The sequence below is a fragment of the Paraburkholderia sp. RL18-101-BIB-B genome, from assembly GCF_046026985.1.
GTDB lineage: Bacteria > Pseudomonadota > Gammaproteobacteria > Burkholderiales > Burkholderiaceae > Paraburkholderia.
On the sequence record NZ_JARESV010000034.1, the window covers coordinates 42,526 to 61,094 of the forward strand.

Genomic DNA, 18,569 nt, shown 5'->3' on the forward strand with positions numbered 1-18,569 from the left:
ACATGATCCATCGGTATGACCGACTCTCACACGTCGAGCCCTTCGCTTTGCGCGTCTCCAGCCGAAAACTTCAATTGACGCACCTTGTGATACAGCGTCTTTTTCGGCATTCCCAGTTCCGCGCTGGCCTCAGCAATGTTTCCATTGTGCCGGCGCAGCATATCTTCGATCAGCATGTGCTCGAAATGCGCAAGTTGCTCCGCAAGCGTTCCGCTTTTGATTCGCTGACTGCCGTTCGGCAACAGACAATCGCCGCCGAGACCCAGCACGAATCGGTCTGCGACGTTCTGCAGTTCCCGCACATTGCCCGGCCACTGGTGCGACATCAGCTCGGAGACTTGCGATGCCGACACAATCGGAGCGGACTGCCCGAAACGAACCGCGGCAGCGAGTACAAAGTGCTCGAATAGCAGCGGTACGTCTTCACGACGTTCGCGCAAAGGCGGCAATTCGATCTGCGCGACGTTCAGCCGATACAGCAAGTCGGCCCGGAAACGTCCATCTGTCGAAAGCTCGGCGAGATCCGCCTTCGACGCAGCCACGATCCGGCAATCGACGGCGATCTCCTCGTTCGCGCCCAGCCGTTCAATTCGGCGTTCCTGCAGTACTCGCAGCATCTTGATCTGCAGTGCGATGGGCATGGTTTCGATCTCATCGAGAAAGAGCGTGCCGCCGTTGGCCCATTCGATTTTGCCAATGCGATTCTTGATCGCACCCGTGAACGCGCCGGCTTCATGACCGAATAACTCACTTTCGAATAGCTGCTCCGGGAGACCGCCGCAATTGAGCGCAACGAAATGATGATCGCGGCGGCCGCCGAAATCGTGCAGCCCGCGCGCGATCAGTTCCTTGCCCGTGCCCGTTTCTCCCGTAATCAGCACTGACACAGATGTATCCGCGAGCCGCAGGATTTTCCTACGAACCTCGACGATCGCGGGTGACTTGCCGAGCACAAGGCCTTCTATGCCTTTCCAGTTTCGCAGCGCCGCGCGCAAGCCCTGTACTTCGAGCGTCAGACGGCGCTTCTCGACAGCGCGCGCCACTCGACTCGCGATGTGGTCCGACGAGAAAGGCTTTTCAATGAAGTCATAGGCACCCGTTCGCATCGCACCCACCGCGGTCGCGATGTCCGCGTGCCCGCTGATCAGTACCACCGGGATCTGCGCATCGACCGCGAGGACGCGTTCGAGCAACTTCAGGCCGTCGATGCCCGGCATCCGAACGTCGGACACGATCACTACGGGCGCTCCGGGCGTGGCCTCCGCCAGCGCCTCAGCCGCAGCCGCATAAGCCCGCACAGGAAATCCCGCCAGGGCAACCGCCTGCTCGACGCCGAGACGAACGTTCTCATCGTCCTCGACTACAACAACGCAAATCTCATCGCCCATTTGCTGTCTCCTGTGCCGTCGTCTCGGAGAATTCGATCGTGAATTGTGCACCGCCGTCGGGTCGATTGGCGGCGAAGATTCGCGCCCCAAAGCCGTTGACAAGACGGGAGGTGATAGCGAGTCCGAGTCCCAGGCCGTGCCCTCGCGGCTTCGTGGTAACGAATGGTTCGAACAGATGCGACAGCACCTCTGGCGCGATGCCGGGGCCACTGTCACTGACGCTGAAGAGCACGCGGCCCGGCTGCTCATTTCTGGAAGCTTCAATGGAAATAATACGCTCGGCCTGGCCGGCGACTGCATCGAGCGCATTGCCGAGCAGGTTGACGATCACCTGCTGCAACTGGCTCGGCTCCGCGCATATCTTCGTGCCGGCCGGGATGAGGACGTCTAGTTGCACGTGTTCGTCGCGAATTCGCGCTTCGTAGATCAGCACCGCATGCGTCACCGCCTCATTCAGTGACACGGCAACCCGTTCGAAATCAGGCTTGCGGGCGAAGGTCTTGAGTTCACTTGTCAGTACCGCCATGCTGTCGACCAGCCGCGAAATACGCTGCAGGTTTCCGATGGCAGGTGCAGGTTGATTGCGTTCGAAAAACGTGACTGCATTTTCGCAAAGCGTTTTGATGGCAACGAGCGGCTGGTTCAACTCATGCGTCAAACCGGCCGCCATCTGTCCGAGCACGGCAAGCTTGCCCGCATGCACGACCTCCTGCTGCGAGTCCCGCAGAAGCTGCTCAGCGCGTGTGCGCTCGACGATCTCCTGCCGCATCCGCTCGTTGGCCTGCGTCAGTGCCGCCGTGCGCTCGCGAACCGTGATCTCCAGTCGATCATTGGCGCTGCGCAAGGTGTCCTGTGCCTTTAGTTTTTCCGCAATTGCGCGACGGCGCTGGATCGCATAGAGGCAATAAAGACCCACGATGAGGAAGGCCCCCGTGACGAACGCGAGCGCGATTTGCTGCTGGTGCCGCGCACCGGCGATGTCGAGCAGAACGAGGATCGAATCGCCGGCCTGCGGCGCGGTTCGCGACATCGCCAGATAGCGCCGCTCGTGGCCAGGGTGAGCCCAGTCGGGAAAGCGTGCAAACCACGCCGAGGTACCCCAATCATCGAGACGCCGATACGGCAGCGCTTCAACGCTGCGGCCCGCGTATTGCCGCGACGCCTGGATCCGGTGCTGCTGCTCAGCGGTAATCGGTCTAAGCGCGGTGAACTTCCACGCCGGAATCGTCGAAATGACAATTACGCCATTAGCGTCGATCACCATCGACGCTTCGCCCGGCGTCCTCCACGCGGATTCGAGCGCGTCGACGCTTACCTTGACTGCCGTCACACCGATCGGCCCACCCGCATCCCTCACCGCGCTCGCGAAATAAAGGCCGGGCATGCCGGTGTTGGTACCGATGCCGAAAAAGCGACCCGCGCCATGCGCGAGCGCGTCCTGGAAATACGGTCGATAGGACACGTTTGTGCCGACGAAGCTCTCTGGCCGATTCCAGTTGCTCGCGGCAATGACCAAGCCGTGCTGGTCGATCACATCCACGGCAACGCTGCCGGCCTCGTGATTCACTGCGTCGAGATAGGTATTCACCGTTTGTAGAAGTCCGGCCGCCGGGTCGGGCATCGCGCCCAACAATGCACGCACGCTTTCCTGTCGCGCGACGATGGAGGGCATCATCTCGTACCGGCCGAGTTCGCTTTTGAGGCTGGCGGCATACAAGTCGAGCCGGTGTGTGCCGATTTCCGCCAGCGCATTGATCGACCGGTCCCACGCGAACTCGACCGCGGCGGCAGCCGCGCCGAAGTAAAGCGCGGCTGCCGCCACCAAGCCCCACAATGGAATACCGCTTTTCCTCATGCTCAAGGTCGCCCCACCGGTCGCCCGATTGCAGAATGACCGCCGACTCCGACGTGCAGAGCGGCGTCCCGGCGGTCGCCAATAGCAATGATCATCCCATGTGCGCCAGCACGATCAACGTGATCGTGACGACAATCGCCCCGCCGATGCGGGTGGCGATCTGCGCAAACGGCATGAGTTGCATGCGGTTGGCGGCTGTGAGGATGGCAACGTCACCGGTCCCGCCCTGCCCACTGTGACAGGCGTTCACGATCGCCGTGTCGATAGGGTACATCTTCAACATGCGTCCGACCACAAAGCCGGTCCCCATTAGCGTTGCCACTGTTGCGACGATGGTGATGATGTTGGCTAACGTGAACGCCGCCATCAGTTTGTCCCACGGCGTCATCGCCACGCCGATCGCGAACAGCAACGGATAGGTAACGGCCGTCGAGAAGAACTTGTAGACGACAAAGGCCCCTTCCTGCAACGGCGGCGACACTGCCCGGGCGAGCTTGACCAGCACCGCGAGAAACAACATGGCCACCGGCGCCGGCAGCCCGAACATGTTGCGACACATCAGCCCCAGCAGGTACAGCGTGATGGCGGTGATTCCCGCCGCTGCGATATGGGAGACGTCGACATGTCCGCGAATTTCCTCCTGCACCGGATCCATTTCGTCTTCCTCTCCGACTTGCAGACGGCCCTGACCCGTGAGATGCGGAAGGCGTTTTCCGACCATGTCGAGCGCCCCTGCAAAGATGATCGCGGTGAGACTGCCGAGCATTACGGGCGGCAGCACCTGGGCGAACAGTTCGCCCTGCGGCAGGTGAAGGATTTCCGAATAGCCGATCGACAACGGTATTGCGCCTTCGCCGATGCCGCCCGCCATGATCGGCACCACCACATAGAAGAACGTATGGCGTGCGCCGAGGCCAAGTGCCGTGCCGACCAGTGTCCCGACAATGCCTGCCGCGACCGAGCCGAGGGCGAGCGGAACGAAGATCTTGATGAAGCCCCGGATCAGCACGCGGCGGTCCATGCTCAGGATACTGCCCACGATGATCGACGCGATGAACAGATAGAGGAAGTTGGTCGACTTCGTGAAATCCGTCGTGAGCGTGAGGATCGGCTTGGGCAGCAAATGGTAGTAGGTCAGCGCCGAGGGGATGAAAGTTGCGAAGATTGCGGCAGCTCCAATGTTCCGGACGATCGGCAGGCGCTTGCCGATCTCCGCGCAGGTGAAACCAAAAAAGGCCAGCACGGCGATCGCCATCGAGATCTCACCCGGCACCTTTCCGGTGATCGCGAAGCCCGCGATCAGCGCAAGCAGAATGACGTACACCGGCAGCGGAATAATACCGATCCGGTATTCCATCAGCTTCCACCAGCCCTCAGGCCAGAAGTGCGGCTTGATTTGGGGTTGCTGCGCCGGCGTCGGGTGTGATGTGTGTGAAGTGATGTGCACGAAGCGTCTCCTCGCGGTTGAAGACCGGTGCCGCATTGCAATAAGCGGTCGAATGCGGCCCGGTCTTTGTCTGATCAGTGGATGATAGTGGCAGCCTTCAGCCCGTTCATGCGACGAATCGGACATTCGCCTGAGGCGTGCGAGTGTCGAGATTTCGTCCGCGATTCAGGTGGTCGTCGATCTCCGCGGCGCAGCCGATCATCCGGCCATACAGGAAGACAGTGAAGGCTGCGGTCTCGAGTGCTTCATTGGGGAAGTCGCCCGCGCGATGTCGCGCCCACAGCATCTTTAGCAGCACCGAAGCAATCACTGCATCGACGTTGACCGCGAACACGTTGCGTGTCACGTTCTCGTCGTAGAGCGCCTGCACCAGCTCCCGATAGTAGTGGTGGAACACGTTGTATTCGCCGCGAGCCTCGAAGCACTGACGTACAAACACTTCACGTGGATCGACGTTGACGGGCTTGCCCTTGAACACCGGATGGTTGATGCAGGGCAGCGCGGTCGCTTGCTGTGCGCCGACCTCCTTGCGCTGTGCCCGCTCCTCGCCATAGGCACGTGCGAATCCGGCGGCCATCGCCTTCAGGTCGATACCGTGCGCCGAGTCGCCGGGGTCGGACATCGCGATCTGCTCGAAGCGCTCGAGCAGGAACGCCACACCCTCGAAGCCATTGCCGCCATGTGCGTAGCCCGCGTGCGTCAGAAAGCCAACCATTGCCTTGTTCAGTTGCACGCGCTCCGGCGTCTCGGGACCGTCCGCCGATACCGCGCCCTTCGCTCCCTGCGCGGAGATCGCCCCGGGTCCGTTAGTGAGCAGCAGGCCCACGAGTGTCTGGAATCCGAAGAGTTCGGCTTCATCGGGCTTACCCCCGATCAACGCAGCGCACGCAACATCGGTCAGTGAGCGTTGTCCTAGTATCTCGTCCATCGCAATACCGCAAAAGCGCCCCACTTCATGTTGGCTTGCATCGACCGACGCGCCGATCAACGTCCCAAACAGGCGCATCCACCATGGCAGATTTTCAACGGTTATCCGCGATACGCGCTTACGCATCAACGGTCCCCACGCGAGCGTCGTGGTGATAGCAGCCAGCACGGCATCCGAACTCGGATGCCCGTCGAGGCTCTGTAAATAGCGGATGAACACGGACTGCGCCTCTCTTTTCGTGAGACCCGCGAGCATCGCCGTGGCCTTTTCGTCAGGCGCATCGCACGTGAGCAACGTGCGCGCCTCGGCATCGGAATGCATCGACGTGACGTCGAAAGCTTCGTCAAGCGCATCACGCAAGCCCGCCGCGGTGCCGAGTTCGACCAGCGCCCGCGCGGCCCGGCGCGCGCCGTCCGCGCGACGCGGCCCGACAATGCTCGCCGCCGCCGCGAGTACGCTGTTTGGCGCGTTGCCCGCGTCGCGTGCGGCCTGCGCCGCTGCGAGCGTCGCGTCGCCAAGCAGATTGAGCTCGGCTCCGACCGCGACTCTGACAAGCCTGGCGTCGTTCACGCCTCCCGGCTCATGCAGCAGCGCGAGACAAAGGTTGCCCTCGAGTGAATACTGCGCGGCCTGCAGCACCGGAACGCCATGCAGGCTCGTCACCTGCGTGCCCGGGTCCATCTGCGATGCGCCGGAAGCGTCCTTCATGTTCTGGCGCGGAAACACGATGCCGACCTGCTGGTTCAGTGTGGCGATCTGCGCGTCGTACGGCGACAGCGCTGCGACAACGGGCAGGTCGAGCTCGGGCGGCATGGCAATGCCGTTCGACGAACGAAACCACGGTTTGAGCGCGAGACTTCCTTCCGGCTCGAAATCCGGCCGCGCGCCGTTTTCGCGCATTACCGCAGTCAGCGCGGCCGGGATGTAGGCGATGTTGGTCACCAGCGCGCCCTTTACACTGCATACCGGATCGTCCGGTGTGAACGGCCGGTCGACGCCGAACTTCTCCATGAACCAGCGCTCCTTGGACGCCGCGTCGTCATTGCCGCCGGCCAATGCTCCCGCATGGCCGACGGCGCGCGTGAGCTTCTGCTTCCAGCGGCCGACCACACAAGCTACCACCGGTTTGCTGAATTCCGCTTCGAGCTCGTAATAGCCGCCCGGCTCCGAGTACAGGACGGCCGCCTTGCTGCGCGCGTCGTTGGCGAGCGCGAACGCGAACTCCGGCGCCGCGAAGTGGATATAGACGTCCTTGCCGCTCGACATGAGCGTGGTCGTCCCCCACCCGGCCATTCGCAGGTAGGTGGCGATCGTCGTGGTGAAGTTGCCCGAGTTGGAGAAGATCGCTATCGAACCTTTCTTCAGCGCCTCGTCGGGACTATCGCCGCCGAGCGCACCGCCGATGCGCACGCGGTTCCATGCATCGGCGATACCGAGGCTGTTGCCGCCAAAGATGTCGATGCCGTTTTGCTGCCCCATCGCCCGTATTTCGCGCGAATCATGCACAGAGAGTTTCTCGGTGACGATGAAGATCTTCTTGAGTTCGGGGTTGACGCGAATCAGTTCGGCCACGCCATCGCGTGCGGCGGATGGCGGCAAGTAGATCACTCCGCAATTGAAACGGTGGCCGTCCTGCAGCCCTTCTAGCACACTGTTGTACACGGGGATATCGCCAAGCGAAGTCTCGAGCACCTGTCCGCGCCGCCCGGGCGATGTGCCGAAAACGACGTTGCCACCCGAATACACGTGGCCCACCGGCGTGACCTGCCGCGACTCGCCGCCGAGTATGTTCAGCACGCACACGCGGTCCTCGCGGCTGGCCGCCTGCGCGAGCGAACTGATGCCGACGTAGTATTTGAAATCTCCTGCACCTTGCCTGTACATGGTCTTCCTCCGGATTGATCTATGCACGCGAGTCGTGGCGGCTCATGCCTGGGCGGGCTCGATTTGCGCACTATTGAGCCGCGCGGCCACCTGTTCGCGGCCGCCTGCCTTCATCCATCCATCCGCTGCCTTCGCGTACTGGATCACTTCGCTGATATCCGAATCGAATCCGAAGATGCTGTACGGCAGGCCGAGCGCATCGCAGGTATCGCGCATCGCACCCATGCCGCGCACGAGATTCGGTCCACCACGTCCGATCACAACGTAGAGCGGCGTCGGCCCGTTCTTGCTGAAGTGCTCGCGCAATGCATCGGCCATGGCGCGCAAGGTCTCGAAGATATCGGTGTTGTTCGACTTCCCGCCGATGATGAACAGCACGTTGGTCTGCTTCAGCCAGTGCTTGAAGCAGATGCGAGCCACTTCCTTCATCTTGTCGTAGGGCGGATTTCCACCAAAGTCCGAGGAGATGATCGCGTCGTCACCGAGCATCTCCGACACCAGCGAATTCGCCCCGCCGCCGAATGTCGGCGCGAGGATGGTGCCGCTTTCGTTGATCACGTAGACGTCGCTTTGGCCCTGGTAGGTCCGCAACTGGTTGATCTCCGATTCGAAATCGGAATAGTCGACCGAGAACACATGCGCGGGTATGTCGAGGCGCTGCCAGCGAACGTCGTCGCGGTCAAAGCCGCATTTGAAGTCGCAGGCGACGGGCGTCAGTCGGCCGTCACGACCCGGCTGCATGCGAATCGGGTTCAGTTCGAGGGTAGTCATGCCGAAGTTGTGATACAGCTCCCAGAGCTTCGGCAGGTGTTGGACCAGCGGCGAAATAATCTCTTTAGGCGCATTCAGGCGTGACAGCGCGTTGGCGACGACGAACGCCTTCAGGCCGGTTAGCGGATCGAATGGCACGTGCGCGATCATGCTGGGGTCGAGTTCCTCGATATCGACGCCGCCGTGATGCGTGATCGTCATCGTCGGCGCCCTGAAACGCGTCGAATCGGTGATCGAGAAATACACTTCGTGCTGAGCCGGTACGGCGCCTTCGAAGGTCACGCCATTGGCCTTGGCCGTCTGATTGCCATGCCGGTGTTCGGCGAAGTACAGGCGCTCCTTCTCCTTCAATGCGGTCTTCAGGTCGCTCGCGCGCCCGATCAGTCCTGCCTTGCCCTTTTTGCCTATCCCGCCCTTGAACATCGGCTTCACAAACACGGAACCATGGCGATCGATGAGGGCCTTGATCTGCTCTTCACTCGCGTCCGGGCCGAGCACTTCGGCAGTTGGAAAGCCGCCGAACTTCAGCAGTTTTGCGCCGTACAACATTCCGGTGACTTGCATATCGTCTCCTTTCAGAGTTGCTTCTTGAATGAAACTGAGAGTTGGCAGCGTCGGGGGCAAGCATTGAAGAGCCCGTGACGGACGCATCTTTCCCGCCGGCCGCGTGAGGCGGTCGGTGCTGAAGTCGGTTGGGAAAAGGTGATTTGCGGTGCGCTAGCGCCGCGCGTTTGCGCAAAGGGCGATCAATCGAATCATGGGTGTCGTCTCCGTAATCGCGCCCTGAACGGACGCCTTGATGGCGTTGAACGCCTATGCATCCACTAACGCAAGGCCCATGCCAAATGATCGACGGTTGGCGAACAGACGTATGCCTTTGATTTATATGGCTTTAGTGTTGATTGAAAGTGCCGGATCGGCGGGGAAAGTCTCGAACCTCAGAATTCGCCCGCGGCGCAGGCTTAAAGTTCATCCAGCAGAACGTTGCGATTGCTCGGCAGATGTCGCTGTGGATTCAGATGGGCAGATACGGGGTTTTAATTCTATTCGCGGAAATTTTATAACGAATATATCTCGCCAGAAGTATCCTCTGCACTCCCACCGAGCATGACAGATTCCCTTGTACCTGTCGGGTGGAACCTGCTTTACGCGGCCGTATATCCAGAAATGACTAAAAACAACGCCGTTCAAATCGTCCGTTTTGAAGACGTGATTTATCCCCGGACGCTCATACGGTAACTCGTCCGCCGTGACCGCCTTCCGGAAAATAAAGAAGCTGATTGCCGGCGAGGCGCTGGATCCGCTCGACCCGCGCACGCGCCAGGCCATCGCGATTACGCCGTTGTTCGCGTTGATCGGTCTCGGCGCCGATGGACTGTCCTCAGCTTGCTATGGTCCCGAAGAGGCGTTTCTCGCGCTCGGACAGCACATGCCGCTCGCTCTGTTTCTCGCTGCGGCGACGGCGGCCACCGTCTTCATCGTCTCGTTCGGTTACAGCCAGATCATCGAATTGTTTCCCGCCGGTGGCGGCGGTTATCGCGTCGCGACCGAACTGCTCGGCCCGCGCTGTGGCGTCGTGTCCGGTGCGGCGCTGCTGGTCGACTATGTGCTGACCGTCGCGACGTCCATTGCGAGCGGTGTCGAAGCCCTATTCAGTCTGTTGCCGGCGACCGCCCAGGCGTTCAGGCTCGTCACGGAGCTAGGCCTGATCGTGTTGATGAGCTGCCTTAACTTGCGCGGCATGAAGCAGTCGATCCTTGTGCTGCTGCCGGTTTTCCTTGGCTTCGTCGTGATTCATGCGGCGCTGATCGTATATGGCGTGGCAGTCCACAGCGGTCAACTGACGGCTATCGTGCCGGCCGCCGTGGGCGAGGCGCGCGGCATGTCGCATGCATTCGGCCCGCTCGTGGTCGCGGCGTTGCTGATGCGAGCGTTCTCGCTGGGAGGCGGCACCTATACCGGCCTTGAAGCCGTGTCGAACAACGTCAACATGATCGTCGAGCCGCGCGTGCGCAATGGCAAGTGGACCATGTTTTCCATGGCGGCGTCGCTCGCTTTCACGGCGGGAGGCATCATCATGCTTTACATGCTTTGGCACGCCAGGCCGGTCGAGGGCAAAACGCTCAACGCTGTCGTGTTTGGCAGCGTGATCGATCATCTCGGGGTGGGCTCGTCGCTTGCACGCCACGCCCTGCTGGCTGCAGTGCTTGCGTTAGAGGCAGGGTTGCTGCTCGTCGGTGCGCAAGCGGGATTCCTCGACGGACCAACGGTCTTGTCGAACATGGCAGCGGACTCATGGATGCCGCGTTGTTTCCGCCAACTGTCGACGCGGCTGGTACGACGGAACGGCGTCGTCGTCATCGGCGTTGCGAATCTCGCGATCCTGCTATGGACGCACGGCGATGTGACGACGCTGGTGGTGCTGTACAGCATCAACGTATTCCTGACCTTCAGCCTGTCGTTCCTCGGCCTGTGCATCTACCGGTGGGGCCGCCGCGACCGCGGAGGCTGGTTGCGGCCTTTTGCGCTGGCGGTGCTCGGTCTTTCGACGACGGTCACGGTGCTCGCCGTGACGCTTGTCGAAAAATTCACTGCGGGCGGCTGGCTGACCGTGCTGGTGACAGGCGTGGTGATCGTGCTGTGTTTTCTCGTCAGGCGTCACTACAGGGAAATCTCCATGCAGTTGGCGAAGGAAGACGCACTGTTTGCCGGCGCGGCGCCCGAGGTCGATGGCGATGGCGACACGGCGCTCAGGCCGGACCCATCCCGGTCAACTGCGATCGTGCTTGTCGACCGGCATCGCGGTACAAGCATGCACGCGTTGCTTTGCGTTGCGCGCATGTTTCCGGGGCGGTTCGACAACATGATCGTCCTGACAGTCGGCGAAGTGGACGCGCAAAGCTGGGAAGACACGAACCATATCGAGCATTTGCGGCAAGAGATGTCGTCATCGCTTGCGTACTATATGGCCCAGAGCCGCTATCAGGGGTTTGCAGCCGATTGCCGGATCGAGTTCGTCACGCGTCCGATGGACGGACTGGTGCGACTTACCGAAGCCACCATGGACGAGTTTCCGAACAGTGTGTGTTTCGCCAGCAAGCTCGCCTTCAGTCGGGTCAACTTGTCGGCGTGGCTGCACAATCGGACTCCGGCCGAGATCCGGAAGCGCCTACAGTCGCAAGGCAAACGGATGGTGCTCCTGCCGATGAAGATCGGTTGACGGGCGGCCCTGGCGTAACGACCTGTCACGATCAGCCAGGCACCCGCATCCCCGCACAACCGTCGAGCCAGTCGAGCACGATCCGAAACACGTCGTCGCTGTTGGTGTCCATCATCATCATGTGCGTGTTGCCGCGCATGCCGAGCGCCGGCAGATCAATGCGTTCGCCTCGTCCGCCCGCTGCATTCCACGCAGCGATCGAGGCGCTCGCGCGAGCAGAATGGGCACGCCACGCTTCGTCTTCTTCGATAAAGTCGCCGAACACGACGAGCGCCGGCGTGCCCGGCAAACCGGCATCGAACGACGCGGGCACGCCGTGCGGTTCCAGCGCGATGCATGCGCGCACCAGGTCGCGCGCCGCATCGGCCGCGTCGAATACGAATCCGCCACCCTGGCTAAAGCCGAGCAGCACGCACGGGCCAACGCGTGTCACTACATCGATCAGCGCCTGCCGTTGCAGCGCCATCGTGCCAGGCCAACGCGGCACCGTTTGCGCTGACAGACCGCGCAGCGCGCCGAGCGGGAAACGGTGGCCAGCGTAGCCGAAGCGGTAGATCTTCGCGGACTCCTCATCGCTGCGCGACAACGGCTGGTCGGGCCAGACATCGTCGAGTGCGCAGAAGCCCGCGCGTCCGCGTTCGACGTTATCCACCACGTACACCGACACGCGCTCTTCCAGCAGCCGCTGGAGCCAGCCGGGCCTGCCGTCGGGCGTGTCTTCCCACATCGCGCCCGTCAGACCGCCGCCATGCATCAGCACGAGCGGCACCGGATAGCGCGGCGTGGCCTGCAGGAAGTACTGCACGTAGGCCGCCTCGATCCAGTAAGTGCCGTTCGGATCATAGTCGCGCGTCGATGTCGAAGAGAGCGTGACCCGATACGGCGTGCGGCCACTCACGCTCACACGCCGCCCGCCGACGAAGAAGCTACCCGTCTTGCGCAGCGTGATCATCGGCCGCACCGGTTCTTGTCACGGCTCGCCTGCCTGCCGCGCTTCGTGTTCATACGCGCACCGCACTGAGCGTTTCAGCGGGAAACAATTCCTCCGGCTTCAGCAGCCGATGGCACACGCCCTGCTCGTAGCCGAACTTGAGGAACGCTTCGAGCGTCGTGCGGTTAGGTTCGAGCCCATATGGCCAGATGTCCGAGCCAAACAACGCTTGCGCTTCGGCGACACGCGACGGCATCCACGGCAGCGGAAAATGCGAGCAGGTGATATCGCTCAGCCGGTACAGGCTGTTGCGCTTCGCTTCCTCGAAGGCCTTCAGCAGATTGCCGGCAATCCAGCGGTGTTTTTCGAAAGTCTCGCGGCGCAGCACGATCAGATGCATGATCGGGAAGATCCGGGTCGCCTCGTAGTACGCGCGCTCCGCATCGATGAATTCGGGGTAAAGCCGCACGATCTCGTCCGCGCGGCCGCTGTCCGGCTCGGGCGGACGCGCGCTCATGACCGCATCGATCTTGCCGTCGAGCAGTAGCGACGTCAACGAATGCCCGGGTTCCGATCGATACGACACGCCTTCCGGCACTCGCACGTCGACCTTTTCCTTACGCCCCGCCTGGTTCACGCCACCCTGCACCCATTCGATCTCGGACAGCGGAATACCCAGCGAATGTTCGATCCAGCCGCGCGAATAGATCGCCGCGGTTTGCGCCCACTCGGGAATGCCGACGCGTTTGCCGCGCAAATCCTCCGGACGTCGCACTGCGCCGCCACGGCGCACGTAGAGCGACGACTGCCGGAACGAACGCGACGGAAACACCGGCAAGCCGACGAGGCGGTCGTCGCCTTGCGAACGCAACGACGAGTATTTGCCGAACGACATCTCCGAGATGTCCCACTCCTGGAAATGCGTGGTGCGATAAAAAATCTCCTCGACGTTCAGGACCGAGGGCAGCAGTTCGATGCCTTCGGGCTGCACGCGCCCGGAGACCAGATCGCGCACGTGGTCGTAATCACTGACGGCGAGGCTTAAGGACAGTCTTGACATAACGGTTCTCGTAGAAGCGAAAATTTCAATGGGCGTTGGTCACGACCGCATGCGGTTGCGACGGACCGACGGTCAGCACCAGGGTCGCCGTCATCAGCACGGCCGCGCCGATCGCGACGAACATGATGCCGGGACCGCCCGACCACTGCTGCAGGAGGCCGGCCACGGCCGGTCCGAACATCGCGCCGACGCGTGATAGTCCGAGGAATACGCCGACGCCCGTGCCGCGCATTTCGGTCGGATACGCCGACGCGACGAGGTTGTTCAGCACCATCTGCGAGCCGACCACGAAGGCGCCCGCGCCGGCCACGGCAAGCAGCGTGGTCGTGCGGTCGGTCGCCCAGGCCAGCAGCGCGACCATCGCGGCGCCAAGCAGATACGATAGCGCAAGGACCTTGCGGCGGTCGCCGACGCGGTCGGCGGCGAAACCGGCAATCAGTCCGCCCGCCACCGCCATGCCGGCGAACAGCGAGCCGTAGGCGAAGCTCGAAGACAGATTCTCGCCGCGCTTGAGCATGATGGTCGGCAGCCAGCCCGACAGACCATAAGCGGCGAACAGGCTCAACGCGCCGGCGGCCCAGAAACTCAAGGTACGCAGCCGGTAATCCTGGGCCAGCAACCGACCGAGCGGACTCTTGTGCGAAAGCGTGCCGCCCGCGGCGAACTCGCCCATGTCGTACGCCGCGGCGCGTTCCGGGCGCAACCTGTAGAGCAGCGGCTTCAACTCGTCCCACCGGCCGCGATTGGCGAGAAAGCGCGGCGACTCCGGCAGCCATAGCTGGATCGCCATCGCGAACACCAGCGCAATGCCGCCGACGTAGTAAAGGCTCTGCCATCCGTAATGCGGCGTGAGCCAGGCCGCGATCAGCCCCGCCGACGACGATCCGCTCACCCACCCGAGCGAGAAGAACACGATCGTGAAGACGTTGGACGAGCGCGTCGGCGCGATCTCGTTGATGTAGGTGACGGCGAGCGGCATCAGCAGGCCGAGTGCCAGCCCCATCGTCACACGCAATGCGATGTACGACGCGAGATTGTGCGCGAACAGCGCGATCGCGAGACTCATCACACCGGAGCCCCAGCAGCCGAGCAGCAGGATCTTGCGGCGCCCGAAGCGGTCGCCGAGCAGCCCGCTGACGGCCGACCCGGCGGCGAACCCCGCAAGCCCGCTCGACAGCATCACGCCGATACGCACCGGCGACAGGCCCCACGGTCCGGTGACGTAGTGAACGATATACGCCGAGTTGTACAGATCGTAGCCGTCGAACAACAGAATCAGCGAGATCAGGATACCCAGACGAATGTGGAAGCGGCCGAGGCGCGCCTCCTCCAGTTCCTGCCGAACATCGATGCGGCTGGCCGGCATCGACACTTTAAGTTGAGCCATGATCTTCTCCGCTCTCAGAAACTGTGTTTGATGCCGACCATCGCGCCGGTCTGGTTGCTGCCCGTCGTCACGTCGCCGATCGCGCGCACGCCGATGTTCAGGCCGTTGGAATTGCTGACATACGAGACCTCCGCGTAGAGGTCGGTGCTCTTGGACAGAAAATAGTCGGCGAGCAGCACGCCGCTCGATGTTTTCTGCCCGCTGCCGCGAATGCGCTCCTGATAGCCGCCGAGCGATAGCGTAAGCGGCGCGCTCGCCTGCCACGTGGCGCCCAGCCAGTACAGCAGCGAGCTTTGCAGCGTCGTGCTGTTGCGGATGTTGAGCCAGCGCGTGCCGACATACGCCTTCACCGGCCCGAACGCGTACGAGCCGCCGCCCACCACGCGCATCTGCGTGGCGTCTTGCGTGGCGATCGAGGTGCCCTGCATCTGGTCGTACGCGACCCCGACATTGGCGGGGCCACCCGCGTATTGCAGCGCAAAGCTATATTCGCGACCGACCTTCGAGTGGCCGGGCACTTGCGCGCCGTTAGGAATCGTCGAATCGAAACCCGTGCTATACAGCGCGGCAAACGTCACACCCGAAAACCTCGCCAGATAGCGCACCGAATTGTCCGCGCGGCCTACCAGCGTCGGATCGTAACCCTGCGCCGAATAGCTCGGATTGAAGTTGAGCGGATCGTACACGTACATCAGTTCGTAGAGAAGATTGTACTGACGGCCGAGCGTCACCTCGCCGTACGGTGTGCTCAAGCCGACGTACGCCTTGCGTCCGAACATCCGGCCACCCTGTCCGAGCGCGCCGTTGTTGATCGAGAAACCATTCTCCAGGTCGAACACGGCCTTCAGTCCGCCGCCCAGGTCTTCCTGCCCGCGCAAGCCCCAACGCGAACCGGCGAGGCTGCCGGACTCCATGCGCACGGCGGTGCCGGAGGTGCCGTTGGGTCCGGGCACATGATTGACGACTTCGATGCCGACGTCGGCGATGCCGTAGAGCGTTACCGAACTTTGCGCATGCGCGGCCGGGACGGCGGTGCATGACACGGCGAACGCCGCGAGGGCGTGGCGTTTCTTCACGTTTGTGTCTCCAGGGTTATTGTATTGATGTTTATTAATTCGGATTCCGAATCTGCTTGCCGGGACGTAGCAATCCGACTGCCGGCAAGACTGCGCTACACACGACACGCGCGATCCTGCCGGGATCGAAGCGTCGTCAATCCAGCCGCGGCGGCTCGCGGCGCGGCTGCGGCAGCGGCGCACCGAGCCCCGCCTGACTTGCGAGCGCGTACAGACGCAGACCGAGCGCAAGGTCCGACACGCCCATGCCCATGGCCTTGAACACCGTGATATCGTCGGACGCCGCGCGAGCGAGACGTTGCGCGACCACGTCACAAAGCGGCGTCACCTGGCTCCAGCCATCCCGCGCGCCGTATGCGCGCGCGAACTCCGTTGACAGCCGCTTTGCCGCGCCGAGGTCGTCGACCACGGCGCGCGTGCAGCGGGCGAACACATCGTCGGCGAGTTCGATTCGCTCTTCCGTGATCGCGCCCACCGCATTCACGTGCGTGCCGTATGCCAGCGCCGCGGCCGGCAGAAACGCTTCGGTGGCGCGGGTCACGGTCGTGACGATCGGCGCATCGCGGACCGCCGCTTCCACTGAAGCCGCTTCGACGATTTCGAAGTCGAACCTGCCGCGCGCCTGCTCGACAAACGCGCGGCGCTTGGCGGGCGTCGGACTGTACACGCGCACCAGCTTCAGCGGTCGCACCGCGGCCACCGCCGCGAGTTGCGCGAGCGCCTGCTTGCCGGTCCCGATCAGCGCGAACACCTGCGCATCGGGCCGCGCGAGCCACTTCGTCGCGACGCCGGAAATGCCGCCGGTACGCATCTGGCCGAGCGCGAACGCCTCCAGAATCGCCCGCAGTTGGCCATTGCCGCTATCGAACAGAATCAGCAGCGGACACGCGCCGCCCTCCGTATGCGCCCACGTCTTGGTGCCGACGATCCCCGCCTGCTGATACGCCGCGCCGATCGCGTGCAGATTGTTGTGCCCCCACGCGACGTGCGTCTTGCCCATGTTGCGCGCCGCCCCGCTCGCCTGCTGCGCGAGCCCGTCTTCGAGCGCTTCGATGGCGCCGGAGAGGTTCATCAGCGAAACGATCTGTTGCTCGGAAATCCACACTGGCGTGCTCGTCGCGTTCATTGCTCGCCCTCGAAGATGGAAGGCACCGGCGGCTTCAGCCCCAGCGTATTGACGGCCAGCGCATGCGTGACGTAGCGGCCGATCAGCATCACGAAGGCCATCGCTTCAGCGGGGCTCAGCAAGCGCGCGAGCGTGTCGAACTCCGCTTGCGCTTCGAGCCCGCGCGTACGCAGCGCCTTGAGCGCGTAGGTTTGCGCGACTTTCTCGACGTCGCTCAGTTCCGTCGCCGCGGCGGGATCGAGCCGGTTGACCTGGGCGATCCACGTGCGCGGAAAACCGAGCTTTTCACTCAGCCGTTCGTGCTGGTGGCGCTCATAGCGATTCTCCATGTAGCTCGCCACGGTCAGTGCGCCGAGTTCGGTCAGACGGTCGGGCAATGCATGTTTGAGCGCATCGGTGAAATGCATGAATTGCAGGGTCACGTCGGGCGCATGCCCCACGCACTTGAACAGCTCGCCGAGATAGCGCAGCCGCTCGACGCGCGGCGTCAGATAGGCGGCCAGATCGGGCCGCATCTCGGCCATCTCCAACCGTGGGATCCTGTCGCTCATCGTTGTCTCCGGGATCGTTGTGGTTCGGGTCGTCGCAACACGTTCAGAGCAGCCCGGCGCGATCGAGCACGCCATCGAGCCGCGTCTCGAGTTCGCGCGTGGCGGGCATCATCGGCAGGCGGTGCTCGTTGGCGGGAATGAGCCCCATCCGCTTCATCATGTACTTGATGGGGATCGGGTTCGTGTCGTAGAACACCGACTGGTTCAGCTCGAACAGCGCGAAGTGCAATTTGCGCGCGGCCGCGTAGTCGTCACGCTCGACGGCTTCGACCAGATCGGCGACCTTGCGCGGCGCGAGATTGCCGACCGCGTTCATCAGACCGCACGCGCCGACCGCGAGCATCGGATAGCTCAACTCTTCGAGGCCGACGAACACGCGCCAGTCGGGCCCGAACGCGTCGAGCATGTGCGTGACGAAACCCATGTCGTTGACCGCGTGCTTCATACCGGCCATGTTCGGCACGCGTTCCCGGATCGCCTTGACGGTCGCCAGATCCATGCTGACCGCGGCGCGCCCCGGGATGTGATAGATCAGCAACGGCCGCTCGGTGCGCGTGCCGATATCCGCGTAATACTCGACGAGCCCGCGTTGCGGCGGACGGATATAGTACGGCGTGACCACCAGCATCGCGTCGACACCGGCCTTGTCGGCGTGCTGTGTCAGTTCGACGGTTTCGGCATGCGACTGCGAACCGGTCGCGGCCAGCACCGGCACCCGGCCCGCGGCGGCTTCGACGGCCACATCGACCAGACGGTTGCGCTCGGCGACCGTCAGCAGGCTCGGTTCGGCCGTCGTACCGTTGACGAGCACCCCGTGCCCGCCGTTGACGATCTGCCAGTCGACGAGCCGCGCATACGTTTCGTAATCGACCGCCTGGTTGCGGAACGGCGTGACGATCGGCGTGATCGAGCCCTTCAGCCATGAGATATCGCGCATGATTCGGA

General features: G+C 62.8%; 13 protein-coding genes. 1 reads left to right on the top strand and 12 read right to left on the bottom strand.

Annotation, left to right across the window (positions count from 1 at the left end; genetic code table 11):
- Positions 1-26: 26 nt before the first annotated feature.
- The 5 genes from P0D73_RS33125 to P0D73_RS33145 all read right to left on the bottom strand — a co-directional run bounded on the left by P0D73_RS33125 (position 27) and on the right by P0D73_RS33145 (position 8,837).
- Positions 27-1,388, bottom strand: a complete 1,362-nt coding sequence (locus P0D73_RS33125; RefSeq protein ID WP_408181346.1) for a sigma-54-dependent transcriptional regulator — start codon at positions 1,386-1,388, stop codon at positions 27-29.
- Positions 1,378-3,243, bottom strand: coding sequence for a sensor histidine kinase (locus tag P0D73_RS33130; RefSeq protein ID WP_408434692.1), 1,866 nt, complete (start codon positions 3,241-3,243; stop codon positions 1,378-1,380). The genes P0D73_RS33125 and P0D73_RS33130 overlap by 11 nt, the downstream gene beginning before the upstream one ends.
- 91 nt (positions 3,244-3,334) lie before the next feature.
- Complete coding sequence (locus tag P0D73_RS33135) at positions 3,335-4,726, bottom strand: 2-hydroxycarboxylate transporter family protein (protein WP_408434658.1); 1,392 nt, start codon at positions 4,724-4,726, stop codon at positions 3,335-3,337.
- Positions 4,727-4,796: 70 nt separating this feature from the next.
- Positions 4,797-7,502 (bottom strand): CoA-binding protein, encoded by a 2,706-nt coding sequence (locus P0D73_RS33140; protein ID WP_408434660.1) that lies wholly within the window; start codon positions 7,500-7,502, stop codon positions 4,797-4,799.
- Positions 7,503-7,544: 42 nt separating this feature from the next.
- Complete coding sequence (locus P0D73_RS33145; protein WP_408434662.1) at positions 7,545-8,837, bottom strand: ATP citrate lyase citrate-binding domain-containing protein; 1,293 nt, start codon at positions 8,835-8,837, stop codon at positions 7,545-7,547.
- A 685-nt stretch (positions 8,838-9,522) separates the two neighbouring features.
- Between P0D73_RS33145 and P0D73_RS33150 the strand changes: the two genes are divergently transcribed.
- Entirely contained in the window at positions 9,523-11,493 is a 1,971-nt protein-coding gene (locus P0D73_RS33150; protein ID WP_408434664.1) for an APC family permease, read from the top strand.
- Positions 11,494-11,524: 31 nt separating this feature from the next.
- Here P0D73_RS33150 and P0D73_RS33155 read toward each other — a convergent pair whose 3' ends face one another.
- From P0D73_RS33155 to dapA, 7 genes are all read right to left on the bottom strand, one after another.
- Complete coding sequence (locus P0D73_RS33155) at positions 11,525-12,445, bottom strand: alpha/beta hydrolase (protein WP_408315210.1); 921 nt, start codon at positions 12,443-12,445, stop codon at positions 11,525-11,527.
- Between the two features lie 49 nt (positions 12,446-12,494).
- Complete coding sequence (locus P0D73_RS33160) at positions 12,495-13,484, bottom strand: substrate-binding domain-containing protein (protein WP_408434666.1); 990 nt, start codon at positions 13,482-13,484, stop codon at positions 12,495-12,497.
- Positions 13,485-13,509: 25 nt separating this feature from the next.
- A complete protein-coding gene (locus tag P0D73_RS33165) occupies positions 13,510-14,871 on the bottom strand; it encodes an MFS transporter (protein WP_132377152.1) in 1,362 nt (453 codons plus the stop codon).
- 14 nt (positions 14,872-14,885) lie between these two features.
- Entirely contained in the window at positions 14,886-15,947 is a 1,062-nt protein-coding gene (locus tag P0D73_RS33170) for a porin (protein ID WP_408285911.1), read from the bottom strand.
- Between the two features lie 136 nt (positions 15,948-16,083).
- Positions 16,084-17,073: an ornithine cyclodeaminase family protein gene (locus tag P0D73_RS33175; RefSeq protein ID WP_408434668.1), complete on the bottom strand. Its 990-nt coding sequence runs from the start codon at positions 17,071-17,073 to the stop codon at positions 16,084-16,086.
- The gene (locus tag P0D73_RS33180; protein WP_408179205.1) at positions 17,070-17,624 is read right to left on the bottom strand and encodes a hypothetical protein; all 555 of its coding nucleotides are present in this window, start codon (positions 17,622-17,624) and stop codon (positions 17,070-17,072) included. The genes P0D73_RS33175 and P0D73_RS33180 overlap by 4 nt, the downstream gene beginning before the upstream one ends.
- Before the next feature lie 43 nt (positions 17,625-17,667).
- Positions 17,668-18,561, bottom strand: a complete 894-nt coding sequence (gene dapA / locus P0D73_RS33185) for a 4-hydroxy-tetrahydrodipicolinate synthase (protein ID WP_408179204.1) — start codon at positions 18,559-18,561, stop codon at positions 17,668-17,670.
- Between the last annotated feature and the right edge of the window lie 8 nt (positions 18,562-18,569).